Source organism: Burkholderia sp. MSMB1826 (assembly GCF_001526325.1).
Classification (GTDB): Bacteria; Pseudomonadota; Gammaproteobacteria; order Burkholderiales; family Burkholderiaceae; genus Burkholderia.
This window is the reverse complement of the sequence record NZ_LOYN01000047.1, coordinates 192,847-213,854: the sequence shown is the minus strand read 5'-3', so window position 1 is coordinate 213,854 and position 21,008 is coordinate 192,847. Positions and strand designations below refer to the sequence as shown.

At 69.4% G+C, this 21,008-nt stretch carries 19 protein-coding genes; all 19 read right to left on the bottom strand.

Annotated elements, in window-relative coordinates; translation table 11 throughout:
• Positions 1-16: 16 nt before the first annotated feature.
• The 19 genes from WS95_RS27535 to flhC all read right to left on the bottom strand — a co-directional run bounded on the left by WS95_RS27535 (position 17) and on the right by flhC (position 20,943).
• Positions 17-835, bottom strand: a complete 819-nt coding sequence (locus WS95_RS27535; RefSeq protein WP_059827181.1) for a MinD/ParA family ATP-binding protein — start codon at positions 833-835, stop codon at positions 17-19.
• Positions 828-2,528, bottom strand: coding sequence for a flagellar biosynthesis protein FlhF (gene flhF, locus WS95_RS27530; RefSeq protein ID WP_059827179.1), 1,701 nt, complete (start codon positions 2,526-2,528; stop codon positions 828-830). Before flhF ends, WS95_RS27535 begins: the two co-directional genes overlap by 8 nt.
• Complete coding sequence (flhA, locus tag WS95_RS27525) at positions 2,525-4,627, bottom strand: flagellar biosynthesis protein FlhA (protein WP_059827178.1); 2,103 nt, start codon at positions 4,625-4,627, stop codon at positions 2,525-2,527. The genes flhF and flhA overlap by 4 nt, the downstream gene beginning before the upstream one ends.
• The gene (gene flhB, locus WS95_RS27520) at positions 4,624-5,823 is read right to left on the bottom strand and encodes a flagellar biosynthesis protein FlhB (protein WP_059827176.1); all 1,200 of its coding nucleotides are present in this window, start codon (positions 5,821-5,823) and stop codon (positions 4,624-4,626) included. Before flhB ends, flhA begins: the two co-directional genes overlap by 4 nt.
• Before the next feature lie 518 nt (positions 5,824-6,341).
• Positions 6,342-6,848: a VOC family protein gene (locus tag WS95_RS27515; protein ID WP_059827174.1), complete on the bottom strand. Its 507-nt coding sequence runs from the start codon at positions 6,846-6,848 to the stop codon at positions 6,342-6,344.
• A gap of 150 nt (positions 6,849-6,998) precedes the next feature.
• The gene (locus tag WS95_RS27510) at positions 6,999-8,234 is read right to left on the bottom strand and encodes a DUF3443 family protein (protein WP_059827173.1); all 1,236 of its coding nucleotides are present in this window, start codon (positions 8,232-8,234) and stop codon (positions 6,999-7,001) included.
• Positions 8,235-8,250: 16 nt separating this feature from the next.
• The gene (locus WS95_RS27505) at positions 8,251-8,754 is read right to left on the bottom strand and encodes a DUF2844 domain-containing protein (RefSeq protein ID WP_034209573.1); all 504 of its coding nucleotides are present in this window, start codon (positions 8,752-8,754) and stop codon (positions 8,251-8,253) included.
• A 258-nt stretch (positions 8,755-9,012) separates the two neighbouring features.
• A complete protein-coding gene (gene cheZ / locus WS95_RS27500; protein ID WP_059780380.1) occupies positions 9,013-9,744 on the bottom strand; it encodes a protein phosphatase CheZ in 732 nt (243 codons plus the stop codon).
• A gap of 1 nt (position 9,745) precedes the next feature.
• Entirely contained in the window at positions 9,746-10,141 is a 396-nt protein-coding gene (gene cheY / locus WS95_RS27495) for a chemotaxis response regulator CheY (RefSeq protein ID WP_006754880.1), read from the bottom strand.
• Positions 10,142-10,208: 67 nt separating this feature from the next.
• Positions 10,209-11,300 (bottom strand): protein-glutamate methylesterase/protein-glutamine glutaminase, encoded by a 1,092-nt coding sequence (locus WS95_RS27490; protein ID WP_034209575.1) that lies wholly within the window; start codon positions 11,298-11,300, stop codon positions 10,209-10,211.
• Positions 11,297-12,070 carry a chemoreceptor glutamine deamidase CheD gene (gene cheD / locus WS95_RS27485; RefSeq protein WP_059827171.1) on the bottom strand — a complete coding sequence of 258 codons (774 nt, stop codon included), beginning with the start codon at positions 12,068-12,070 and terminating at the stop codon, positions 11,297-11,299. The genes WS95_RS27490 and cheD overlap by 4 nt, the downstream gene beginning before the upstream one ends.
• Positions 12,067-13,053, bottom strand: coding sequence for a CheR family methyltransferase (locus WS95_RS27480; RefSeq protein WP_059827169.1), 987 nt, complete (start codon positions 13,051-13,053; stop codon positions 12,067-12,069). Before WS95_RS27480 ends, cheD begins: the two co-directional genes overlap by 4 nt.
• A 3-nt stretch (positions 13,054-13,056) precedes the next feature.
• Positions 13,057-15,015: a methyl-accepting chemotaxis protein gene (locus WS95_RS27475; protein ID WP_059827167.1), complete on the bottom strand. Its 1,959-nt coding sequence runs from the start codon at positions 15,013-15,015 to the stop codon at positions 13,057-13,059.
• Between the two features lie 37 nt (positions 15,016-15,052).
• Positions 15,053-15,568, bottom strand: a complete 516-nt coding sequence (gene cheW, locus WS95_RS27470; RefSeq protein WP_034209579.1) for a chemotaxis protein CheW — start codon at positions 15,566-15,568, stop codon at positions 15,053-15,055.
• A 47-nt stretch (positions 15,569-15,615) separates the two neighbouring features.
• Positions 15,616-17,874, bottom strand: coding sequence for a chemotaxis protein CheA (cheA, locus tag WS95_RS27465; RefSeq protein WP_059827165.1), 2,259 nt, complete (start codon positions 17,872-17,874; stop codon positions 15,616-15,618).
• Between the two features lie 33 nt (positions 17,875-17,907).
• Positions 17,908-18,285, bottom strand: a complete 378-nt coding sequence (locus tag WS95_RS27460; RefSeq protein ID WP_034209581.1) for a response regulator — start codon at positions 18,283-18,285, stop codon at positions 17,908-17,910.
• Between the two features lie 16 nt (positions 18,286-18,301).
• Positions 18,302-19,321, bottom strand: a complete 1,020-nt coding sequence (gene motB, locus WS95_RS27455) for a flagellar motor protein MotB (RefSeq protein ID WP_059503271.1) — start codon at positions 19,319-19,321, stop codon at positions 18,302-18,304.
• 13 nt (positions 19,322-19,334) lie between these two features.
• Complete coding sequence (motA, locus tag WS95_RS27450; RefSeq protein ID WP_034209583.1) at positions 19,335-20,195, bottom strand: flagellar motor stator protein MotA; 861 nt, start codon at positions 20,193-20,195, stop codon at positions 19,335-19,337.
• 193 nt (positions 20,196-20,388) lie between these two features.
• Positions 20,389-20,943, bottom strand: coding sequence for a flagellar transcriptional regulator FlhC (flhC, locus tag WS95_RS27445; protein WP_034209584.1), 555 nt, complete (start codon positions 20,941-20,943; stop codon positions 20,389-20,391).
• Positions 20,944-21,008: the final 65 nt, after the last annotated feature.

Sequence of the window (21,008 nt, the reverse complement as noted above, 5' to 3'; positions counted from 1 at the left end):
CTCCTTCGGGTGGCGCTCACGCGGCGTGTGCCGCGCCCGCCTCGTACGACGGCTTGCCGCCGGCGTGGACCGCGCGGCCCGCGCCCGAACGCGGGCGCATCGGCCAGTACAACAGGTCGGCGGCAATCTGCCGGTAGTCGCGCGCGGCAGCCGACGACGGGAACGCGTCGACCACCGCATGCATCAGTTCGCGGGCGTGCTCGACGAGCGGATCGGCGCTCACGCAGCCCGCGTCGGCGATCGATACGGTCAGGTAGCGGCTCGCGACGCCCGCGAGATTGTTGAAGGCCGTCTTCGCGTCCGCGTGGCTGCCGACCTGGTTGGTCAGCACGCGGAACTGCGCGAACGCGTGCGCGAAATGCAGCCGCTTCATGCACGCGTACGCCTCGGTGATCGCCTGCGCGGCGACCCGCGTGACGACCAGCACGTCGTGGGCTTCGCGCGCGAGCGCCGAGAACGACCCGTCGGCGCCGAGCTGCGCGTCGACGAGCACGATGTCGGCCGGGCCGTCGATGAAGTCGCTCAGTTGCGCGTCGCTGTAGCCGGCGCGCGCGAGCCGCGCGGCGCCGCACAGGCCGAAGCCGGCCGCCACCCGCGTGCGTTCGCCGTCGCGCAGCCACGCGCCGGCGAGCGTCGCGCCGGCCGAATGCACGTCGGCGCGCTCGTCGACGACGAGCACGTCCTTGCCGAGCGACGCGAGTGCCGCCGCGAGATTCACCACGGTGGACGTGCAACCGACGCCCGCCGGGCCGCCCGTCACCGCGACGATGCGCGACGCGCGCCCGGCCAGCAGGCGCCGCAGCCCTTCTGCCTGGTCGATGATCCGTTTATCCAAATCGCACCTCGTGCAGCTCGGCGGTGGAACGTGCGGTCAGTGCGGAAAGCAGCGTCGGCATGTCCTCGTCTTGCGGCACGAAGGGCGAGCCGTCGCGCGGCACACAGAACGCGCTCTTCAGCAGGAATCGGGTCGATGCGACGTACAGGTTCTCCGGCACCTTCTGGCCGGTCGACACGTAGTGGACCGGCAGCTTGTAGCGGATCACCGTGTCGAGCACGCCGCCGAGGTGGGTCGCCTCGTCGAGCTTCGTGAGGATGCAACCGGCCAGGTTCGGATGGTCGCCCGCGCTGCGGTACGCCTGCACGACTTCGTTCAGCGTGTCGCCGTGGCTCGTCGCGTTCAGCAGCAGCAGGCGCTGCACCGGCGCGTTCGCGCCGTGCAGCATCGCGATCTGGTCGGACACCGCGCGGTCGCGCTGGCTCATGCCGATCGTGTCGATCAGCACGATGTGCTTGTTGCGCAACTCGGACAGCGCGAGCGCGAGGTCGCCCGCATCCTTCACCGCGTGAACCGGCACGCCGAGAATCTTGCCGAAGATGCGCAGTTGCTCGTGGCCGCCGATCCGGTAGCTGTCGGTGGTCAGCAGCGCGACCTTGCTCGCGCCGAAGCGCATCACGCAGCGCGCCGCCAGCTTCGCGGTGGTGGTCGTCTTGCCGACGCCCGTCGGCCCCATCAGCGCGAACACGCCGCCGCGCTCCATCAGCGCGTCCTCGCTGTCGAGCACCGGCAGGTTCGACGCGAGCACCGACTGCGCCCATTCGGCGGCCTGCTCGAAAGTCTGCGCGCCGTCGCCGGACGGCAGGTTGTCGACCAGCATCCGCACGAGCTGCGCGGAGAAGCCGGCCGCGAACAGGTGCTTCGTCAGCGCGCCGTGAACGGCGCTGCGACGCTGGCGGTCGTGCCACATCAGGCTGTCGAACTGCTCCGCCATCATCCCGCGCAGCTCGCCGAGCTCGTGCATCACGGTGTCGTTGACGATCCGCTCGATGCGCGACTTCACCGCGTCGGCCACCGCGGCGGCCGTGTCCGCGGACAGGCGCGCGCGCTCCGTCGCCTTGCCGGCGTACGCAACGCCCGTGTCGGGGGCGCGCTTCGTGGCGGCCGCGGCTTGCGGCGCGGGCGCGCTCGCCCGCGGCTCGGCCGGCGCCTGCGCGCGAGCCATCAGCGCGTCGCGCTGCTGCGTCAGGCGCTTCGCGTGCTCGACCAGCCACGGCGCGGGTTCGGAAGGAGCGGCCGGGGCGCCGGCGGCCGGCGTACCGGCGGCGGGCACTCCGGCGGCCGCCGCGATCGAAGACGCCGCCGCCGGCTCGTCCGCATCGATCGACGAAGCGTGCCCGTCAGCCTCTTGCGCGTCGGCGCTCGCGCCGAACACGGACGAGAACACGTCCGGCAGCCCGCCTGCGCCCGCCGCATACGGATTGACGGCCGGGCGCGGCGCGATGCCCGGGCGCGACACGATGCCCGGCACGGCGGCGGCCGGCACGGATTCCGGCTGGCGCGACGTCGCGAGACGCGGACGCGCGGCCGGCGGCGCCACCGCGGCGAGATCCGAATCGGCGAGTGCAACGATTTCGACACTGCCGTCATCGAGCGTGCGGTTCGACAGCACGACCGCGTCGGCGCCGAGCGCCTCGCGCACGAGACGAAGTGCGTCGCGGCTCGTTGCGCCGGTGAATTTGCGAATGTTCAAGCGGAACCCCCGATGACGTTAACGACTTTGATCGTGCGCGTGTCCGGCACTTCGGCATACGACAGCACTTTCAATTGCGGCAGGCTGCGGCGCAGGAAACGCGCGAGCATCGCGCGCAGCGCGTGCTGCACGAGCAGCACGGGCGGCAGCCCGAGATTCTGTTGACGCAGCATCGCCTGCTGCGTGCCGGTCAGAAGGTTGTGCGCGAGGCCGGGTTCGAGGCCCGGGTTCGCGCCGGTGGCGAGCGCCTGCGACAGCACGCGCTCCAGATTCGCGTCGAGGCCCATCACCTGCATTTCGCCGTTGCCCGGATACCACTGCTGCGTGATTGCGCGGCCGAGCGAGAGCCGCACCGCGGCCGTGATCTCGTACGCGTCGCCGCGGCCCGCATGCTCGGACACGGCCTCGAGGATCGTGCGCATGTCGCGGATCGGCACGCCCTCCTCGAGCAGGTTCTGCAGCACCTTCTGCAGCGTGGTGAGCGAGATCGTCTTCGGCACGAGATCCTCGACGAGCGACGGCGCGTCCTTGCCGGTGCGCTCGACGAGCGCCTGCACTTCCTGGCGGCCGAGCAGCTCGGCCGCGTGCTGGACGACGAGATGGTTCAGATGCGTCGCGACGACCGTGCTCGCGTCGACCACCGTGTAGCCGTACACCTGCGCCTGCTCGCGCAGCGCGACGTCGATCCATACGGCCGGCAGCCCGAACGCGGGATCCTGCGTGACGGCGCCCGGCAGCGCGGCCGTCACCTGGCCCGGGTTGATCGCGAGCCACTGGCCCGGGAACACTTCGCCGACGCCGATCTCGACGCCCTTCAGCGCGATCCGGTACGCGTTCGGCCGCAGTTCGAGGTTGTCGCGGATATGGATCACCGGCGGCAGGAAGCCGATTTCCTGCGCGAATTTCTTGCGGATGCTCTTGATGCGCTTGAGCAGCTCGCCGTCGCTGTTCTTGTCGACGAGCGGAATCAGCCGGTAGCCGACTTCGAGGCCGAGCGGGTCGATCAGCTGCACGTCGTCCCACGTCGCTTCGTGGCTGTCGGCCGGCAGCACGGCGGGCGGCGCGATGTCGGTCACGTCGCCGGCCGCCTTGCGGGCCGCCGCGCGCCGGGTCTGCGTGCGCGCCAGCCAGATCGCGCCGCCGCCGAGCGCGAGGAACGCGAAGTGCGGCATCCCGGGGATCAGCCCCATCAGCGCGATGATCGCGCCGGTGATGTTCAGCACGCGCGGGTTCGTGAACAACTGGCCGGTGATCTGCGTGCCGATGTCCTCGTCGGTCGCGACGCGCGACACGATCACGCCGGCCGCGGTCGAGATCACGAGCGACGGGATCTGCGCGACGAGGCCGTCGCCGATCGTCAGCAGCGTGTAGTTGGTGCCGGCCGCGGCGAACGACATGTCGTGCTGGACCATCCCGACGATCAGCCCGCCGATCACGTTGATCGCCATGATGATCAGGCCGGCGATCGCGTCGCCGCGCACGAACTTCGACGCGCCGTCCATCGACCCGTAGAACTCGGCTTCCTGCGATACCGCGAGGCGCCGCTTGCGCGCCTGTTCCTCGTTGATGAGACCCGCGTTCAGGTCGGCGTCGATCGCCATCTGCTTGCCGGGCATCGCGTCGAGCGTGAAGCGCGCGGACACTTCGGCGATCCGCCCCGCGCCCTTCGTGATCACCATGAAGTTGATGATCATCAGGATCACGAACACCACGATGCCGACCGCGAAGTTGCCGCCGACGAGGAAGTGGCCGAACGCCTCGATCACCTGGCCGGCCGCGTCCGGCCCGGTGTGCCCTTCGAGCAGCACGACGCGCGTCGACGCGACGTTCAGCGACAGGCGCAGGAGCGTCGAGAACAGCAGCACGCTCGGGAACGCCGCGAAGTCGAGCGGCTTCATCGTGTACATGCTGACGAGCAGCACCATCACCGACAGCGCGATGTTGAACGTGAACAGCAGATCCAGCAGCAGCGGCGGCAGCGGCAGGATCATCATCCCCAGGATCATGCAGATGAGGATCGGGCCCGCGAGCGCGCGCAGGTTCGTGCCCGCGAACGGGTTCGGGCGCTTCGCGAACAGGCCGGTGGTCGGAGTGCTCATGCTGCTTTCCCTTGCTTGCCGAGCGTGTCTTCGGCTTCTTCGCGCTCGTCGTCGGCGGACACTGACGCGCCCTTGTCGAGTTCGGCCGGCACGTCGAGATCGACCGGCACCGCCGGGAACGCGCCGCCTTCCGAACGGAAGCGCTTGAGCTGGTACACCCACGCGAGCACTTCGGCGACCGCCGAGTACAGCGAGCCGGGGATCTCGCGCTCGAGTTCGACGTTGTGATACAGCGCACGCGCGAGCGGCGGCGCTTCGAGCAGCGGCACGTTGTGTTCGGCCGCGAGCTCGCGGATGCGCGCGGCGACGAGGTTCACGCCCTTCGCGACGACCTTCGGCGCGCGCATCTCGCCGTCCGTGTATTGCAGCGCGACCGCGAAGTGCGTCGGGTTCGTGACGACCACGTCGGCCTTCGGCACGGCCGCCATCATCCGGCGGCGCGCGATCGCGCGCTGCTGCTGGCGGATCCGCCCCTTCACGTGCGGATCGCCTTCGTTCTCGCGATGCTCGCGCTTCACTTCTTCCTTCGTCATGCGCAACTTCTTGTTGTACTGCCAGAGTTGGTAAGGCACGTCGAGCCCGGCGACCACCAGCATCCCGGCGACCGTCGTGCCGCAGCACACGGCGACCAGATGCAGCGCATCGGGCAGCGCGGCGCCGAGCGGCTGCGTCGCGAGACCGAGCAGTTCGTCCTTGCTGCGCCAGATCGCGATGCCGCCGATCCCGCCGACGACCAGCGTCTTCGCGATCGACATCCCGAGCTGGATCGGCCCCTGGATCGAGAAGATCCGGCCGAGGCCCGAGATTGGGTTCAGGCGGTCGAACTTCAGCTCGAACGTCTTTTGCGAAATCAGCCAGCCGCCGAGCGCCATCGGCGCGAGCAGCGCGGCGACGCCGGTGAGCGCGAGCAGCGGCAGCAGCGCGGCGAAGCCTTCGAGGCTCGCGCTGCCGGCCGCCGACAGCATCCGGTTGGTGTCGAACGCGGTCGCGCGATCGAACGTGAACGCGCCGCGCAGCATCGCCTGCAGATGGCCGCCCGACGGGCCTGCGAGCAGCCATGCGCCGTAGAACCCCGCCGCGAGCAGCGCGAACGAAGCCAGTTCGCGCGAACGCGCGACCTGCCCCTCCTCGCGCGCCTTCTCGCGGCGCCTGGGAGTGGCGGCTTCGGTCTTGTCGAGATCGCTCTCGTCTGCCACGGGACCTCCGGTCGGGTACGGCGGAATGCCGCTTTCCAGTGACACCGATTATTCATGGAGGCGTCAAACGCCGATCGGTCGAGCAAAGCCGGGAAAGGGGGGTATTTCGGGGAATCGGGCGAGCCGCCGCAAACGCTGTCGGATCGGGGGCGCAACGATGCGACGCGCGGCGGAAAACGGTCCGGTCGGCGTATGGCGACGCGGTGGTCGCAAGCGGAGCGGCCGCGGCGTAATGCGAGGGGGAACGGTGAAACGACGGGCGGGAAAGACGGGGGAAACGGGGCCGGACGCAATGGGGCCGGGAGTCGGGGGCGGTCTCGGGTCTCGGGTCTCGGGTCTCGGGTCTCGGGCTTCGGGCTTCGGGCTTCGGGCTTCGGGCTTCGGGCTTCGGGCTTCGGGCTTCGGGCTTCGGGCTTCGGGCTTCGGGCTTCGGGCTTCGGGGCTTCGGGGCTTCGGGCCTCGCGCGTCGAGACAGGCCGGCGGCCGCCGGCCCGAACGACCTGCAAGACCTGGGCGGCCTAAGCGGATTCGCCTGCCGCCGCGCGCTGCAGCGCGTCGAGATCGAGCTTCTTCATCGTCATCACCTGCGCCATCACGCGCTCGGCGCGGGCCGGGTCGCCCGTCATCAGTTCGGCCATCTGCACGGGCACGACCTGCCACGACACGCCGAAGCGGTCGCGCAGCCAGCCGCATTGCTGCGCGCGCTCGTCGCCGCCTTCGGACAGGCGCGTCCAGTAATGGTCGATCTCGTCCTGGTCGCGGCAGTTGACGACGAACGACACGGCCGGCGTCATCTGGAACGCGGGGCCGCCGTTCAGCGCGACGAACGCCTGCCCGTCGAGCTCGAACGCAACGGTCATCACCGCGCCCTCGGCGTTGCCGGACGCGTGCGCGCCGGCCTTGCCGTAGCGCGCGACGTGCACGATGCGCGCGTTGTCGAACACCGATACGTAGAAAGCGGCCGCCGCCTCGGCGTCGCGGTCGAACCACAGGAACGGCGTGATGCGCTGGATACGCGGGTTCATGGCGTTGTCTCCTCGATGTCGTGCCGGTCTTACATCGTAGGCGCTATGCCGGCGCCTGGCAGCGATCCGGTTCGTAGCGCCCGCCCGGCACGCCGGAATAAAAAGGGGGCGATCGCTCGCCCCCTCGTTCCTGCGTCCGGCCGTGCCGCGTCAGAACGCGACGAACGGCTGCGCGCCGCCGCTCGCGGTCTTGTCCATCCCGAAGTAGATCGTCTTGCCGTAGAAGTGCGGCATGCCGATGTCGAGCCAGTTGGACGAGCCGAACGGGCCTGCGATGTCGTTGAACGCGAACGTCGACGGGTTCGAGAACAGCGAATCCGCGTTCGCGACCGTCATCGACACGGTGCCCGACGCGCCGTTCTGGCCGCTCAGCGTGGCCGAATAGGCGGTCGTGGCCGAGGGGCAGTAGAACTCCGTATTCCTCGAACAGACCGTTTGCGCCGAATCGTTGAAGAAATACGCGTTCGAGCCCGTATCGAAGAACGCGGTCACGTTGCGCCCCTGGAACGTCGCGCTGACGTCGCCGGTCGTGGTCGACGTCATCACCGTCTTGCCGCTCAGGTTCGGCAGGCCGAACGTCAGCGTGCCGGTTGCGCTCGCCTGCCCGCTGGACGAGATGTCGGGCATCTGCACGCTCACGCCGTCGTTGTTCGCGAACCGATGCACCGGGTTGGCCACCTGCTGCGCGAGCGGCACGAGCGCGACCGTGCAGCTCGCGTTGTCGCCGTTCGGGCACGCGTAGTAGTTGTTGCTCGTCGACGTCGACGTCGCGCAGGTCGTGCCGCAGTCGTACGGCGCCGGCCCGATGCCGAGGATCCCGTTCGCGCCGAGCGCGCCGGTCGAGTTGGCCGACGCGCCGCCGTTCGTGCACGAGCTCGGCACGTTCGTCGTGCCGAGGTCGCCGATGATCTGCACGGGCAGCGCGCTCGCCTGCTCGGCGCCGATCGACAGGTCGACGGTGCGCACCGACCCCCACGTGTAGCTCGACACGAACTTGCCGCATTCGGCGACCGGCGCGCCGCCGCTCGTCACCTGCGGCAGGCTGTCGTGCACGCCCGCCACCGCGCTGCCGACGAGCCGCAGCCCGTAGGACGCGGTATCGACGAGCACGTTGTTGACGATCTGGCAGTTCGACGTGCCCGGCACGCAGACCTTCACGCTGATGGTCGGGATGTTGATCACGTTCGCGGCGCCCGCGCCGACCGTGATGACGGCCGTGTTGCCGCTGTTGCCGTCGGACCCGCCCGAGCCATTGCCGCCGGTGTTGCCGTTGTTGGCCGAACCGCCGCCGCCATCGCCGCCGCCGCATGCCGTCACGAGCGCGGCCGTTGCGGCGAGGAGGCCCAGCATGCCGAGCCAGCGCTTGAATGTACGAGGAATGCTCAAGATCGCTCTCCCGCTGTCACTGGATATCGGTGCCGGCCACGCCGGCCGGCAGCGCCGACGGCAGCCATGCCTGGCCGGAGAAGGCGCCCATGTGGCCGCCCGTCCGGATCACGAGGCCGCTCGTCTCGACGGCCACCGGCGCGCGCCAGCCGCGCGCCCGATGCGCGGCCTCGACGCCGGCGGTGTACTGCGGGAAATAGCTGCCGAGCAGCGACGCGAGATCCGGCATCGTCGGCCCGCGCCACGCGAGGCCGAACACGCTGCCGGCGGCCGACGTGTATTCGTGAATGACGGTGCCCGATCCGAGCGTGATCTCACGGACGGTATAAGCGGCCGTGCTCGTCTGCACGCCGTCCGCCGAGCGCATCGCGCGCTGCAGCGCACGCACGGTGGCGGCCTGATCGTCCGCCGGCGGCGACATCGGCGCGCCGCCCAGTTCCGCGTGTGCGTGGACGGCCCACAGCACACCCATTGCAGCCGTCGCATGCGCGACGGTCCAGCCCAAGCGTTTCAGCTTCACGTTCCCCCCCACGGGACTGGCTTCGTTGCCGACGGCGCCGCCATCGGCCCACGCCGCCTGCCAACTTATGAATCTTACGGATGACGCTACGTTGCTACTGACGCGTAGTATGCCTGCGGAGTGTGGCCAAGTGTCAATTCGACGCAGGATCACGCCGCGCCGCGCAGGGGCGGCGCGCACGGAAAAACGAGGCGGGGACGGGGAATGCACGCATCGGGCGGCCCGCGGAACGGGGCGCGCGGATGCGCCGCGGCAGGATCAGAAGCCGAGGCTCGCGAGCAGGTCGTCGACCTGCCCCTGGTCCTGGACGACGTCGGATTTGCCTTCCGGCGCGATCTGCGGGCCGTTCAGCAGCGATTCGGGGCTGCCGGTCGCGCTCATCTGCTCGGCCGCGAGCGCGGCCGCGGTGGCCGCGAACTGCTCGCGCCGCTCCGGCGCGATGTTCTCGACGAGCACGGTGAGGAGCTGCTGCTCGATCAGGTAGACCATGTCCATGATCTTCTTGATCACCTGCCCGGTCAGATCCTGGAAATCCTGCGCGAGCATGATCTCGAGCAGTTGCGCGCGGGTCGCCGACGTCGACTCGGGCAACGCGCGCAGGAACGCGCGCGTATCGTCCATCAGCTCGCGCACTTCCGCGTGCTCGATCGGCGCGGCGTACCACTGCGCCCAGCGTGCGTCAAGCGCCTCGGCCTCGTTCTGCACGCGCTCCTGCATCGGCTTCGCGATCTCGATCGCATTCAGCACGCGCACCGCGGCCTGCTCGGTCATCGTCGCGACGTAGCGCAGCCGATCGCGCGCGTCGGGCACGGCTTCCGCCGCGCGCTCGACGTGCTTGTCGAGCCCGAGCTCGCGCATCGAATCGCGCAGCGTGCGCGTGACCTGGCCGATGCGCGCGAGAATGCGGTCGCTCGGGAAGTCGGCGCCTTCTGGATGGCTGTCGGCGCTGAACCCCGCGCCGGCGAGCGCCGCATGGATCGGCTCGTTCACGTCAGCTCCCGGCTTTCGCCATCTTGTCGATGATCTTGTTCAGCTTCTCGTCGAGCGTCGCGGCCGTGAACGGTTTCACGACGTAGCCGCTCGCGCCGGCCTGCGCGGCCGCGATGATGTTCTCCTTCTTCGACTCGGCCGTGACCATCAGCACCGGCAGGTGCGTGAGCGTCGCGTCCGCGCGGATTTCCTTCAGCATCGCGAGGCCGTCGAGGTTCGGCATGTTCCAGTCGGAGATCACGAAGTCGAAGCCGCCGCCGCGCAGCCGCGCGAGGCCGGCCGCGCCGTCCTCGGCTTCGTCGACGTTCGTGTAGCCCAGTTCCTTGAGCAGGTTGCGGACGATCCGGCGCATCGTCGGGAAATCGTCCACCACCAGGATTTTCATGCTCTTGTCCATCGTCGTTCCTTTCCAGATTCGTTTCCGTCGGGACGCGTATCGTGGCACGCGCCCCGTGGCATTCCCTTCACACGCGCTGCACGCGGTCGCCCATCGTCGCCAGGCGCGCCATCACGCGGCGGCTCATGTCGGCGAGCGGCGCGACCTCGTCCGCGCCGCCGAGCGCGATCGCCTCGCGCGGCATCCCGAACACGATGCAGCTCGCTTCGTCCTGCGCGAACGTGTGAGCGCCCGCGCGTTTCATTTCCAGCAGGCCGGCCGCGCCGTCGCGGCCCATCCCGGTGAGGATCACGCCGATCGCGTTCTTGCCCGCGTGCGTCGCCGCCGAGCGGAACAGCACGTCGACCGACGGGCGGTGCCGGTTCACCGGCGGCTCGTCCGACAGCTGCGCAATATAGTTCGCGCCGCTTCTCGCGAGCAACAGGTGCGCGTGGCCCGGCGCGATGTACGCATGGCCCGGCAGCACGCGCTCGCCGTGCTCGGCTTCCTTCACCGCGATCCGGCACAGGCCGTTCAGCCGCTGCGCGAACGACTTCGTGAAGCCCGGCGGCATGTGCTGCGCGATCAGCACGGCCGGTGCGTCGGGCGGCAGCGGCGTCAGCACTTCGCGGATCGCCTCGGTGCCGCCCGTCGACGCGCCGATGATGATCAGCTTCTCGGTACTGACGAGCGGGTTGTTGATCATCGGCGCGGCCGCGGCGCTGTCCGCCGTGCGGGCGGCGGCCTGCGGCTGCGGCGCCTGGCGCACGCGCGCGCGCGACGCCGCGCGGATCTTGTCGGCGAGCTTTTCCGCGTAGTCGAGCATCCCGTCGCGAATCCCGACGCGCGGCTTCGTGACGAAATCCACCGCGCCGAGTTCGAGCGCGCGCAGCGTGATTTCCGAGCCGCGCTCGGTCAGCGACGACACCATCACGACCGGCATCGGCCGCAGGCGCATCAGCTTCTCGAGGAAGTCGAGCCCGTCCATGCGCGGCATTTCGACGTCGAGCGTGAGCACATCCGGGTTGTGCTGCTTGATGAGCTCGCGCGCGACGAGCGGATCGGGCGCGGTCGCGCACACCGTCATGTCGGGCTGGCTATTGATGATCTCGGTCATCAGGCTGCGGATCAGCGCCGAATCGTCGACGCACAACACTTTGATCTTCTGCACTGCGGTCATGCCTCCTGCTTTCTTGATTGGGTCGCCGCGTACTGGGCGCCCGGGCTCCCGGCATGCGGGTTCGCCGTCCGCGCGCCGCCGCCGCTGCCGGCCGGTGCGGCGCCGCGCGCGCCGAACAGCTCGATGCGCGGGCGCGCCGGTTGCGGCGGCGCAGGCCGCTTCGCGGCGAACAGCTCGACGTGCGCACGCGTGCGCGCGGCGCGGGCGCGATCGGCCTCGCGCGCGAGCGCGGCTTCGCGCTCGGTCACGCCCGGCACCTGCAGCCGCAGCTTCTTCACCATCGCGCGCCCGCTGTGCGGCATGAACGCGACCTTGCGCGGATGCACGCCCTGCAGGTCTTCCGCGGTGATGCGGATGCGCTCGAGCGCGAGGTAGCGGCGCACGAAATCCGCGTTGCGATCGCCGATGTTGATCGTCGTCATCCCGGCCAGTACGGCCGCGCCGCCGAACACCTTCGCCTCGATGCGCTCACGGCGCCCGCCGGCCTTGATCAGCTCGTTGATCAGCACTTCCATCGCATACGCGCCGTAGCGCATCGATTCCGACGCGGCCGCGCCCGGATCGGCGCCGTCGTCCGGCAGCATGAAGTGGTTCATCCCGCCGATACCCGCGTACGGGTCGTGCAGGCACGCGGCGACGCACGAGCCGAGCACGGTCATCAGCACCATGTCCTCGGCCGTCGTGTAGAACTCGTTCGGCAACAGCTTCACGCCGGGGCGCTCGAAGTGGTTGTCGAAGTAGCGATTGGTCGCGATCGGCAGTGCGCTCATCCGCGCTCTCCATAGGCGAGCGCACCGCCCGCGGCCCGCGCGCGCGACGGCATCGCGCTCGCCGCGCTCGCCGGCGCGCCGCGCGGCCGTGCGCCCTGCGCGGCGTCGCGCGTCAGTTCGTACACCGTCTGCCCGCGCAGCCGGAACGCCTGCGTCACGTACGTGAAGTTCTCCGAATGGCCGGCGAACAGCAACCCGCCGGGCTTCACGAGCGGCTCGAAGCGCGACAGCACCTGCCCCTGCGTCGGCTTGTCGAAATAGATCATCACGTTGCGGCAGAAGATCGCGTCGAACGGCTTCGCGATCCCGTAGTCCGCATCGGTCAGGTTCAACTGTTCGAAGCGGATCATCGCGCGCAGCTCGGGGCGCACCTTCACGCGGCCGGCCTGCGCGCCCGTGCCCTTCAGGAAGAAGCGCTTCAGCCGCTCCGGCGACAGGTGCTTGACCTGGTCGTACGTGTAGATGCCGGCTTCGGCCTTCGCGAGCACCTGCGTGTCGAGATCGGTCGCGAGGATCGACGCGCTGCGCGCAGCCGTTTCGCCGAGCGCCTCGATCAGCGTGATCGCGATCGAGTACGGCTCCTCGCCGGTCGACGCCGCCGAGCACCAGACCGATACCGGCGCCGGCCGCGCTTTCACGAACTCGGACAGGATCGGGAAATGGTGCGCCTCGCGGAAAAACGCGGTCAGGTTGGTCGTCAGCGCGTTGGTGAACGCTTCCCACTCGAGCGGATCGTCTTCCTGCTCGAGCAGGTCGAGGTAGTCGCGAAACGTGTCGAGGCCGCGCGCCCGCAGCCGTCGCGCGAGACGGCTGTAGGCCATGTCGCGCTTGTGCTCGGACAGCGAGATGCCCGCGCGTTGGTGGATCAGCGCGCGGATGCGGGCGAAATCCGCGCCGGTGAACGCGAAGTCGCGCCCCGGCTCGCCCGCGCGAGGCGAGGCATCCGGTGCATCGGGTCGAAACGGCGCGCGCGCGTGCGACATGGTTTAGAAGGTCTCCCAGTCGTCGTCGGACGCGCCGGCGGCCGCCAGCGCCGGCTTCTCGCCGTTCAGCGCCGGGCGCACGAGCGCGGGTTTCGCGGCCGGCTTGTCCGCCGGTGCAGCCGTCTTCGCGAGACGCGGGCCGTAACCGCCCGCCGCGGCGGCGCCGCGGGAAGCCGCTGCGTCCTTCTGCGTACGCGCGGCGGCATCGGCCTCGCGCTTCGGTTCGGGGGCGGCGACTGCGGCAGCCGCACGCGACGCCGGCGCGGCGCGGCGCGCCGCCGGCTGGGTCGCCGCCTGCGGCGCCGGCAGCGCGGCGACCGGTGCGTGGCCGCGCGATTCCGACGGCAGCGCGGCCGGTTCGTGCGCGACCGGCCGCGCGACGCCGCGCGCCGGCGCGAGCGCGATGCCGCCCGCGACGCGCCAGCCCGACACGATCGCCTTCATCTGGCGCGTCTGCTCCTCGAGCGACGCGGCCGCGGCGGCCGCCTGCTCGACGAGCGCCGCGTTCTGCTGCGTGACCGCATCCATCTGGCCGACCGCGCGATTGACCTGCTCGATGCCGGTCGACTGCTCGTCGGACGCGGCGCTGATCTCGCCCATGATGTCGGTCACGCGGCGCACGGCCTGCACGATCTCGTCCATCGTCGAACCGGCGCGCGCGACGAGCGCCGAGCCGCTGTCGACCTTCTCGGCCGAATCGCCGATCAACTGCTTGATTTCCTTCGCGGCGCTCGCGCTGCGCTGCGCGAGCGAGCGCACCTCGCCCGCGACCACCGCGAAGCCGCGGCCCTGTTCGCCCGCGCGCGCCGCTTCGACGGCCGCGTTCAGCGCGAGGATGTTGGTCTGGAACGCGATGCCTTCGATCGTGCCGATGATGTCGACGACCTTGCCCGAGCTCGCCGCGATGTCCTGCATCGTCGACACGACCTGGCCGACCACCTCGCCGCCCTGCATCGCGATGTCCGACGCATTCACCGCGAGCTGGCTCGCCTGCCGCGCGTTTTCCGCGTTCTGTCGCACGGTGCCCGTCAGTTGCTCCATGCTCGACGCGGTTTCCTGCAGCGATGCGGCCTGCTCCTCGGTGCGCTGCGACAGGTCGATGTTGCCGGTCGCGATCTCGCGCGCGCCGACGTCGATCGACTCGGTGCCGCGATGCACGGCCTGCACCATCGTCGTGACGGCGTCCTGCATCCGCTTGATGCCGCCGAACAGGCGGCCGATCTCGTTGGTGCTGAACACGCTCACCGGCTGCGTGAGATCGCCGCCGGCGATGCGCTCGAAGTGCGCGATCGCGTCTTCCAGCGGCTTGACGATCAGCCCGCGCAGCGCGAAGCGGATCGCGATCACGACGACGAACGCGATCGCGATGCCGGCCGCGATCAGCGCGATCATCATCGAGATCTGCGACTGCGTCTCGGCCTGACGTTCTTCCGCGCGCTTCTGCAGCGCCGCGATCACGGCCGCCGCCGTCTGGTCGAACGCGACGAACATCGGGCTGATCTTCGTGTCGGCGATCGCGTGATACGCCGCCATGTCGCCCGCGCGCGCCGCGGCGAATTCGGGCTCGACGCCTTCCTTCACGATCGTCGTATACCGTGCGGTGAGCTCGTCGACGAGCGCCTGCTCGATACCGGGCTTCGGCGTCGACTGGAATGCCTGCCAGTTCTGGTTCGACTTCGCATACAGCGCCTGCGCGCGCTCGAGCACCTTCGCGGCCTCGGCCGCATTGCCGGCTTCGGTCAGCGTACGGAAGCGGTCGAGCGCCACGCGCGAGCGCAGCAGGTGCGCGGCCGTGTCGTCGAGCGTGTGGATCGCCGGCAGGTCGACGTGCGCGATCTCGTCGAGCGAGCGGCTCGCGTGATTCAGCGCGTAGAGGCCGAGCCCGCCGACCGCGGCGGTCAGGCACACGAGGATGAGTCCGACCGCCGTGAGCGTCGTGCGGATCGACCAGTTATGCAACATTGCAGATTCTCCCGAAATTGCTGCGCGCGCGGCGCGCTTACCCGCCGAGCGTCTCGATCAACGCCATTTCCCGGCTCGACATCAGCTTCTCGATGTCCATCAGGATCAGCATCCGGCCGTCGACCGTGCCGAGGCCCGTCAGGTACTCGGTCGTCAGCGTCGCGCCGAACTCCGGCGCCGGCATGATCTGGTCGGTCTGCAGCGTCAGCACGTCCGACACGCCGTCGACGACCATCCCGACCACGCGGTTCGACACGTTCAGGATGATCACGACGGTCTGGTGGTCGTACTCGACGCGGCCCAGGTGGAACTTGATCCGCATGTCGACGATCGGCACGATGATCCCGCGCAGGTTGATCACGCCCTTGATGAACTCGGGCGCGTTCGCGATGCGCGTGACGCTGTCGTAGCCGCGGATTTCCTGCACTTTCAGGATGTCGATCCCGTATTCCTCGTCACCGAGCGTGAACACGAGGAATTCCTGGCCCGTCGCGTCGCCGTGTTCCGCGTCGCGGCGATTGGTTGCCGCGTTCGCCGCGGCCGGATTGATCATTTGGACTTCAGCAGACACGTTTGCCCCCAATCGGTTGATGGCGAGAATCAGAACATCGCGAGCTCGGCGCCGGCACGGGCGCCGTGCGTCGCACGGGTTTCGCGGTTCAGCGCCGCGACGTCGACGATCAGTGCGACGCTGCCGTCGCCGAGGATGGTCGCCGCCGAGATGCCGTGCACCTTGCGGTAGTTGGTTTCGAGGTTCTTCACGACCACCTGCTGCTGGCCGACCAGCTCGTCGATCAGCATCGCGAAGCGACGCCCCTCGGTTTCCATGATCGTGACGATCCCCTGCGTCGGGTCGGTGCGCGCGTCGTCGACCGAGAACACCTCGTGCAGCGCGACCAGCGGCAGGTATTCGCCGCGCACGCGCACCACGCGCTCGCCGTTGCCGACCGTGTAGATGTCGTCGTTCGACGGCTGCAGCGACTCCATCACGAAGTTCAGCGGCAGGATGAAGATCTCGCTGCCGACCTTCACCGACATCCCGTCGAGGATCGCGAGCGTGAGCGGCAGCACGATCCGCGTGGTCGTGCCGCGGCCGGCCTGCGACGAGATCTCGACGTGGCCGCCCATCGACTGGATGTTGCGCTTCACCACGTCCATCCCGACGCCGCGGCCCGACACGTCGGTCACCGTCTCGGCGGTCGAGAAGCCCGGCGCGAAGATCAGTTGCCACACTTCGTCGTCGCTGATGTTCTCGGAGATCTGCATGCCCTGCTTCGCGGCCTTCGCGAGGATCCGCTCGCGGTTCAGGCCCGCGCCGTCGTCGCTCACCTCGATCACGATGTTGCCGCCGTGATGCGCGGCCGACAGCACGAGCTGGCCGACCGCGTCCTTGCCGGCGGCGACGCGCCTGTCGACGGTTTCGATGCCGTGGTCGAGGCTGTTGCGCACCAGGTGCGTGAGCGGGTCGATGATCCGTTCGATCAGGCTCTTGTCGAGCTCGGTCGCCTGGCCGAACGTGACCAGTTCGACCTGCTTGCCGAGCTTGCCGGCGAGGTCGCGCACGAGCCGCGGGAAGCGACTGAACACGTAGTCCATCGGCATCATGCGGATCGACATCACCGCTTCCTGCAGGTCGCGCGCGTTGCGCTCGAGCTGCGCCATCCCGTTGAACAGGCGGTCGTGCAGCGCCGGATCGAACGCGCTCGCCGTCTCGGCCAGCATCGCCTGCGTGATCACCAGTTCGCCGACGAGGTTGATCAGTTGATCGACCTTCTCGACGCCGACGCGAATCGAGCTGCCTTCGGCGCCGGCCGCGGCCGCGGCGGCCGGGCGGGCGCGCTTGTCGTCGTGGTGCGCGGCGGCCGGCGCCGCGTGGTCGGCCGGTTGCGGTTGAGCGTGCTGTTGCGGCTGCGGCTGCGCTGCGACCGCGGGCGGCTCGGCCGGCGCCGGCGCGGCCGGCTGCGGTGCGGCAGCCTGCGGCGCGAATACCTCGACGCGCGCGGGCTGCGCGGCGGGAGCCGCTTCGACCGCTTCGGCGGCGTTCTGCGCGACGGCCGGTGCCGGCTGCGCGGCCGGCGCCGTGCCGTGCGCGACGCGGATCTGGCTTTCGTCGATCACGAAACAGCACACCGCGACGATATCGTCGGACGGCACGTCCGATTCGACCCACAGCGACAGGTCGGCGCCCGCTTCCTCGCGACCGACGATCCGGCCGAGGTTGCCGAGTTCTTCGGTGAGCAGCGCCTGGTCCTTCGCGTCGACGCCGACCAGCGTGATCTTCAGGTGCGGGCCGCCGGCGCCGGCGTCGGCCGCCGGATGCGCGGCCGCGACGGCCTGCTCGACCACATGGTCGGGCGCGCGGTCGCCGCCGGCGGCCGGCGCTGCGGCGGGTGCGGCCGCCGGAGCCACGGCTGCGGCAACCGGGGCGACCGGCGCGGGCTCGGCTGCGGCAGCGGGCGCACCCGCCCCGCTTTCGGCCTGCAGCCGCTCGAGCTTCGCGCAGATCGCCGCGGCGGCCGCCGCGTCCGGTTCGGCGCTCGCGCGGTAGTCGACGAGCTGGTCGGACAGCACGTCCTTGGTCTCGAGGAACGCGTCGACCATGTCCTTGGTCAGCGTCAGCTCATGGTTGCGTGCGCGGTCGAGCAGCGATTCGAGGATGTGCGTCGTATCGGTCAGCGCGGAAAAGCCGAACGTCGCCGCGCCGCCCTTGATCGAATGCGCGGCGCGGAAGATCGCCGCCAGATCCTCGGGATCGGGCGAATCGACGTCGAGATTCAGCAGCAGCTGCTCCATCTGCGCGAGCAGCTCGTCCGCTTCGTCGAAAAAGGTCTGGTAGAACTGAGTGATGTCGAGAGTCATGCCCGGTCACCGGTTGAATTCGTCGCGTTCATGTCAGGAGGCAGCCGGCTCGGACAGCGTGGCGACCAGGTCGACCAGCACGCCCGGGTCGATCGGCTTTTCGATCCAGCCGGTCGCGCCCGCGTCGCGTGCGGCGTCCTTGAACGCGTCGCTGCCCTCGGTCGTCAGCACGAGGATCGGCGTGTCCGCGTACGCGCTCAGCTTGCGCAGCGCGGCGATCACCTCGAGCCCGCTCTTGCGCGGCATGTTCTGGTCGGTCAGGACCAGGTCGTACGGCGCCGTCGCCGCCATGTCGAAGCCGGCTTCGCCGTCCGGCGCCACCGTCACGTCGTAGCCGGCCTGCGCAAGCGTGGCCTGCAGCAGCGCACGCATGGTCGCGGAGTCGTCGATGGCGAGAATGGTTCGGATCATGTCTGTCTCGGAAACGTCAGGGTTTCGGCGCCACGGCGACGGCGCTCGCCACGACCGGACGCACCGCCGGCGCCGGGCCGCCGAGCTGCTGCGCGAGCAGCTTCGAGCCGGCCGCGTCGGCGGACAGCGTCGTCGTCGTCGCGTCGTCGCGCATCAGCGCTTCTTCGGATTTGCGATTCAGCACGATCACGCTGATCCGGCGGTTTTCCGGATCGAGCGGATCGGCCTTGTTCAGGTTCTGCGTCGATGCGAGACCCAGCACGCGCAGCACTTTCGCCTCGTCCATGCCGCCGGAGATCAGCTCGCGGCGCGACGCGTTCGCGCGATCGGCCGACAGCTCCCAGTTGCTGTAGCCGCCCTCGCCGCCCGCGTACGGCACGGCGTCGGTATGGCCCTGGACGATGATCCGGTTCGGCACGTCGTTCAGCGTCTTGCCGATCTCGCGCAGGATGTCGCGCATGTACGGCTCGACGTGGTCGCTCGACATCGCGAACATCGGCCGCTTCTGCGTATCGACGATCTCGATGCGCAGCCCCATCAGCGTCGAATCGATGCGAATCTGCTGCTTGAACTGGCGCAGCGTCGGATTGGCCTCGATCGCGGCCATCAGCTTGATCTGCAGGTCGTGCAGGCGCGCCTGCTCGAGCCGTTCGAGCGCGCCCTGCGCCTGTGCTTGCGCATGCTCGTCGACCGGCTTCGCGACGCGCTCGGCGAGCGACGTCGTGCCGTCGGTGCGGCGCAGCGTGCCGGCGTCGACGCTCGACAGGTCGCGGCCGCCGCCGTTGATGATGCTCGCGTCCTGCGAGCTGCGGTCGCCGCTGCCGAGAATCGCGGCCTTCAGCGGCATGTTGAAGTATTCGGCGATCCCCTTCAGCTGCACCGGCGTGACCGAACTCAGCAGCCACATCAGCAGGAAGAACGCCATCATCGCGGTCATGAAGTCCGCGTACGCGAGCTTCCATGCGCCGCCGTGGTGGCCCTTCTTCGCCGGGGCCACCCGCTTGACGACGATCGCGCGATCCTTGCTCTTGCTCATCGGTCGCTCCGCGTCACTTCGCCTTCACGCGGCGCACATGTTCTTCGAGCTCGGAGAACGACGGGCGCTCGGTGGAGAACAGCACCTTGCGGCCGAACTCGACCGCGATCGCCGGCGCATAGCCGTTCAGCGTCGCGAGGATCGTCACCTTGATGCACTGGAACATCTTGGTCGACTCGGCGACGCGCTGCTCCGCGAGGCTCGCGAGCGGCCCGATCAGCCCGTACGACAGCAGGATCCCGAGGAACGTGCCGACCAGCGCCTGCGCGATCATCGCGCCCAGCACCGCGGGCGGCTTGTCGGCCGACGCCATCGTGTGCACGACGCCCATCACGGCCGCGACGATGCCGAACGCCGGCATCGCGTCGCCGACGCGCATCAGCGCGTGCGCCGGGCCTTCGCCTTCCGCGTGGTGCGTCTCGATCTCCTCGTCCATCAGGCTTTCGATCTCGAACGCGTTCATGTTGCCGCCCACCATCAGGCGCAGGTAGTCGGTCAGGAATTCGACGATGTGGTGATCGGCGAGGATCTTCGGGTATTGCGTGAAGATCGGGCTCTTTTGCGGATCGTCGATGTCGGCCTCGAGCGTCAGCGTGCCTTCCTTGCGTGCCTTCGCGAGCAGCACGTAAAGAAGCGCCATCAGCTCCATATAGACGTCCTTCGTGTATTTCGAGCCCTTGAAGAGCGTCGGCAGCACGCGCAGCGTGGCCTTGATGGTCTTGCCGCCGTTGCCGAGGATGAACGCACCGACGCCGGCGCCCACGATCATCAGGATCTCGACCGGCTGGATCAAGGCGCCCAGATGCCCGCCTGCCAGCGCATAACCGCCGAAGACGGACAACAGCGTCACGAGTGTTCCCACGATAATCAGCACTGCCTGTCCCTCACGAAAGACCGGCGGGGAGACCGCCGTTAAACAGGTTTACGGCAGTCGGCAGGAAAACTTTCGCGGCCGCCCGGCGGCGGCCCGACGGTGTTTACCAGAGCAATGCGCGGACGATTCGCGCGGCCCGCGGGCGTCGCCCGTGCGCCGCTCGCGCCCCGTCCCGCCTTGCCCGGCCCGGCGCTCAGGCCGCGGCGGCGGCCAGTTCGGCGCGCGCGGCGGCGGCCTTGCGGGTCTTGCCGGCGCGCGACGGCGGCTGGCACAGGCCGCACACGAAACCTTGATGCGGATCATGCGCATGCGCGACGAAGTGGCCGCCGCAGCGCGTGCACGGGGTCATCTGAAGCATCCCCGAATCGAAGAAGCGCACCAACGTCCATGCCCGCGTGAGGCTCAGCGCGGCCTCGTCGCCGGACAGGTTCACGTGCTCCAGATAGAGCCGGTACGCCTTCACGATCGACTGGATCGGCTCGCAGCGGCCGTGGTCCTGCATGAACCGGTAGATGTTGTAGAACAGCGACGAGTGGATGTTCGGCTGCCACGTCATGAACCAGTCGGTCGAAAACGGCAGCATCCCCTTCGGCGGCGACACGCCCTTCAGTTCCTTGTACAGCTTGATCAGACGGTCCCGCGACAGGCTCGTCTCCGCCTCCAGCAGCTGCAGCCGGGCGCCCAGTTCGATCAGTTCGATGGCGAGGGTGATTTCCTTCACCTCGATCACGACGCTTTTGCTTGCCATGGTGATAACCGTCCGCTTGACGTTGTTCGAATGAATGGCCGATACGCTGCCGGCCGGCGCGGCAC

Excerpts from the sequence above, each read along its gene's own strand:
- flhC (WP_034209584.1), bottom strand. The coding sequence starts at position 20,943 with ATGGCAAGCAAAAGCGTCGTGATCGAGGTGAAGGAAATCACCCTCGCC.
- WS95_RS27475 (WP_059827167.1), bottom strand. The coding sequence starts at position 15,015 with ATGTTGCATAACTGGTCGATCCGCACGACGCTCACGGCGGTCGGACTC.
- cheD (WP_059827171.1), bottom strand. The coding sequence starts at position 12,070 with ATGAGCGCACTGCCGATCGCGACCAATCGCTACTTCGACAACCACTTC.
- cheW (WP_034209579.1), bottom strand. The coding sequence starts at position 15,568 with ATGATCAATCCGGCCGCGGCGAACGCGGCAACCAATCGCCGCGACGCG.
- flhA (WP_059827178.1), bottom strand. The coding sequence starts at position 4,627 with ATGAGCACTCCGACCACCGGCCTGTTCGCGAAGCGCCCGAACCCGTTC.
- WS95_RS27460 (WP_034209581.1), bottom strand. The coding sequence starts at position 18,285 with ATGATCCGAACCATTCTCGCCATCGACGACTCCGCGACCATGCGTGCG.
- WS95_RS27490 (WP_034209575.1), bottom strand. The coding sequence starts at position 11,300 with ATGACCGCAGTGCAGAAGATCAAAGTGTTGTGCGTCGACGATTCGGCG.
- cheY (WP_006754880.1), bottom strand. The coding sequence starts at position 10,141 with ATGGACAAGAGCATGAAAATCCTGGTGGTGGACGATTTCCCGACGATG.
- cheA (WP_059827165.1), bottom strand. The coding sequence starts at position 17,874 with ATGACTCTCGACATCACTCAGTTCTACCAGACCTTTTTCGACGAAGCG.
- WS95_RS27515 (WP_059827174.1), bottom strand. The coding sequence starts at position 6,848 with ATGAACCCGCGTATCCAGCGCATCACGCCGTTCCTGTGGTTCGACCGC.
- motB (WP_059503271.1), bottom strand. The coding sequence starts at position 19,321 with ATGAGCAAGAGCAAGGATCGCGCGATCGTCGTCAAGCGGGTGGCCCCG.
- WS95_RS27480 (WP_059827169.1), bottom strand. The coding sequence starts at position 13,053 with ATGTCGCACGCGCGCGCGCCGTTTCGACCCGATGCACCGGATGCCTCG.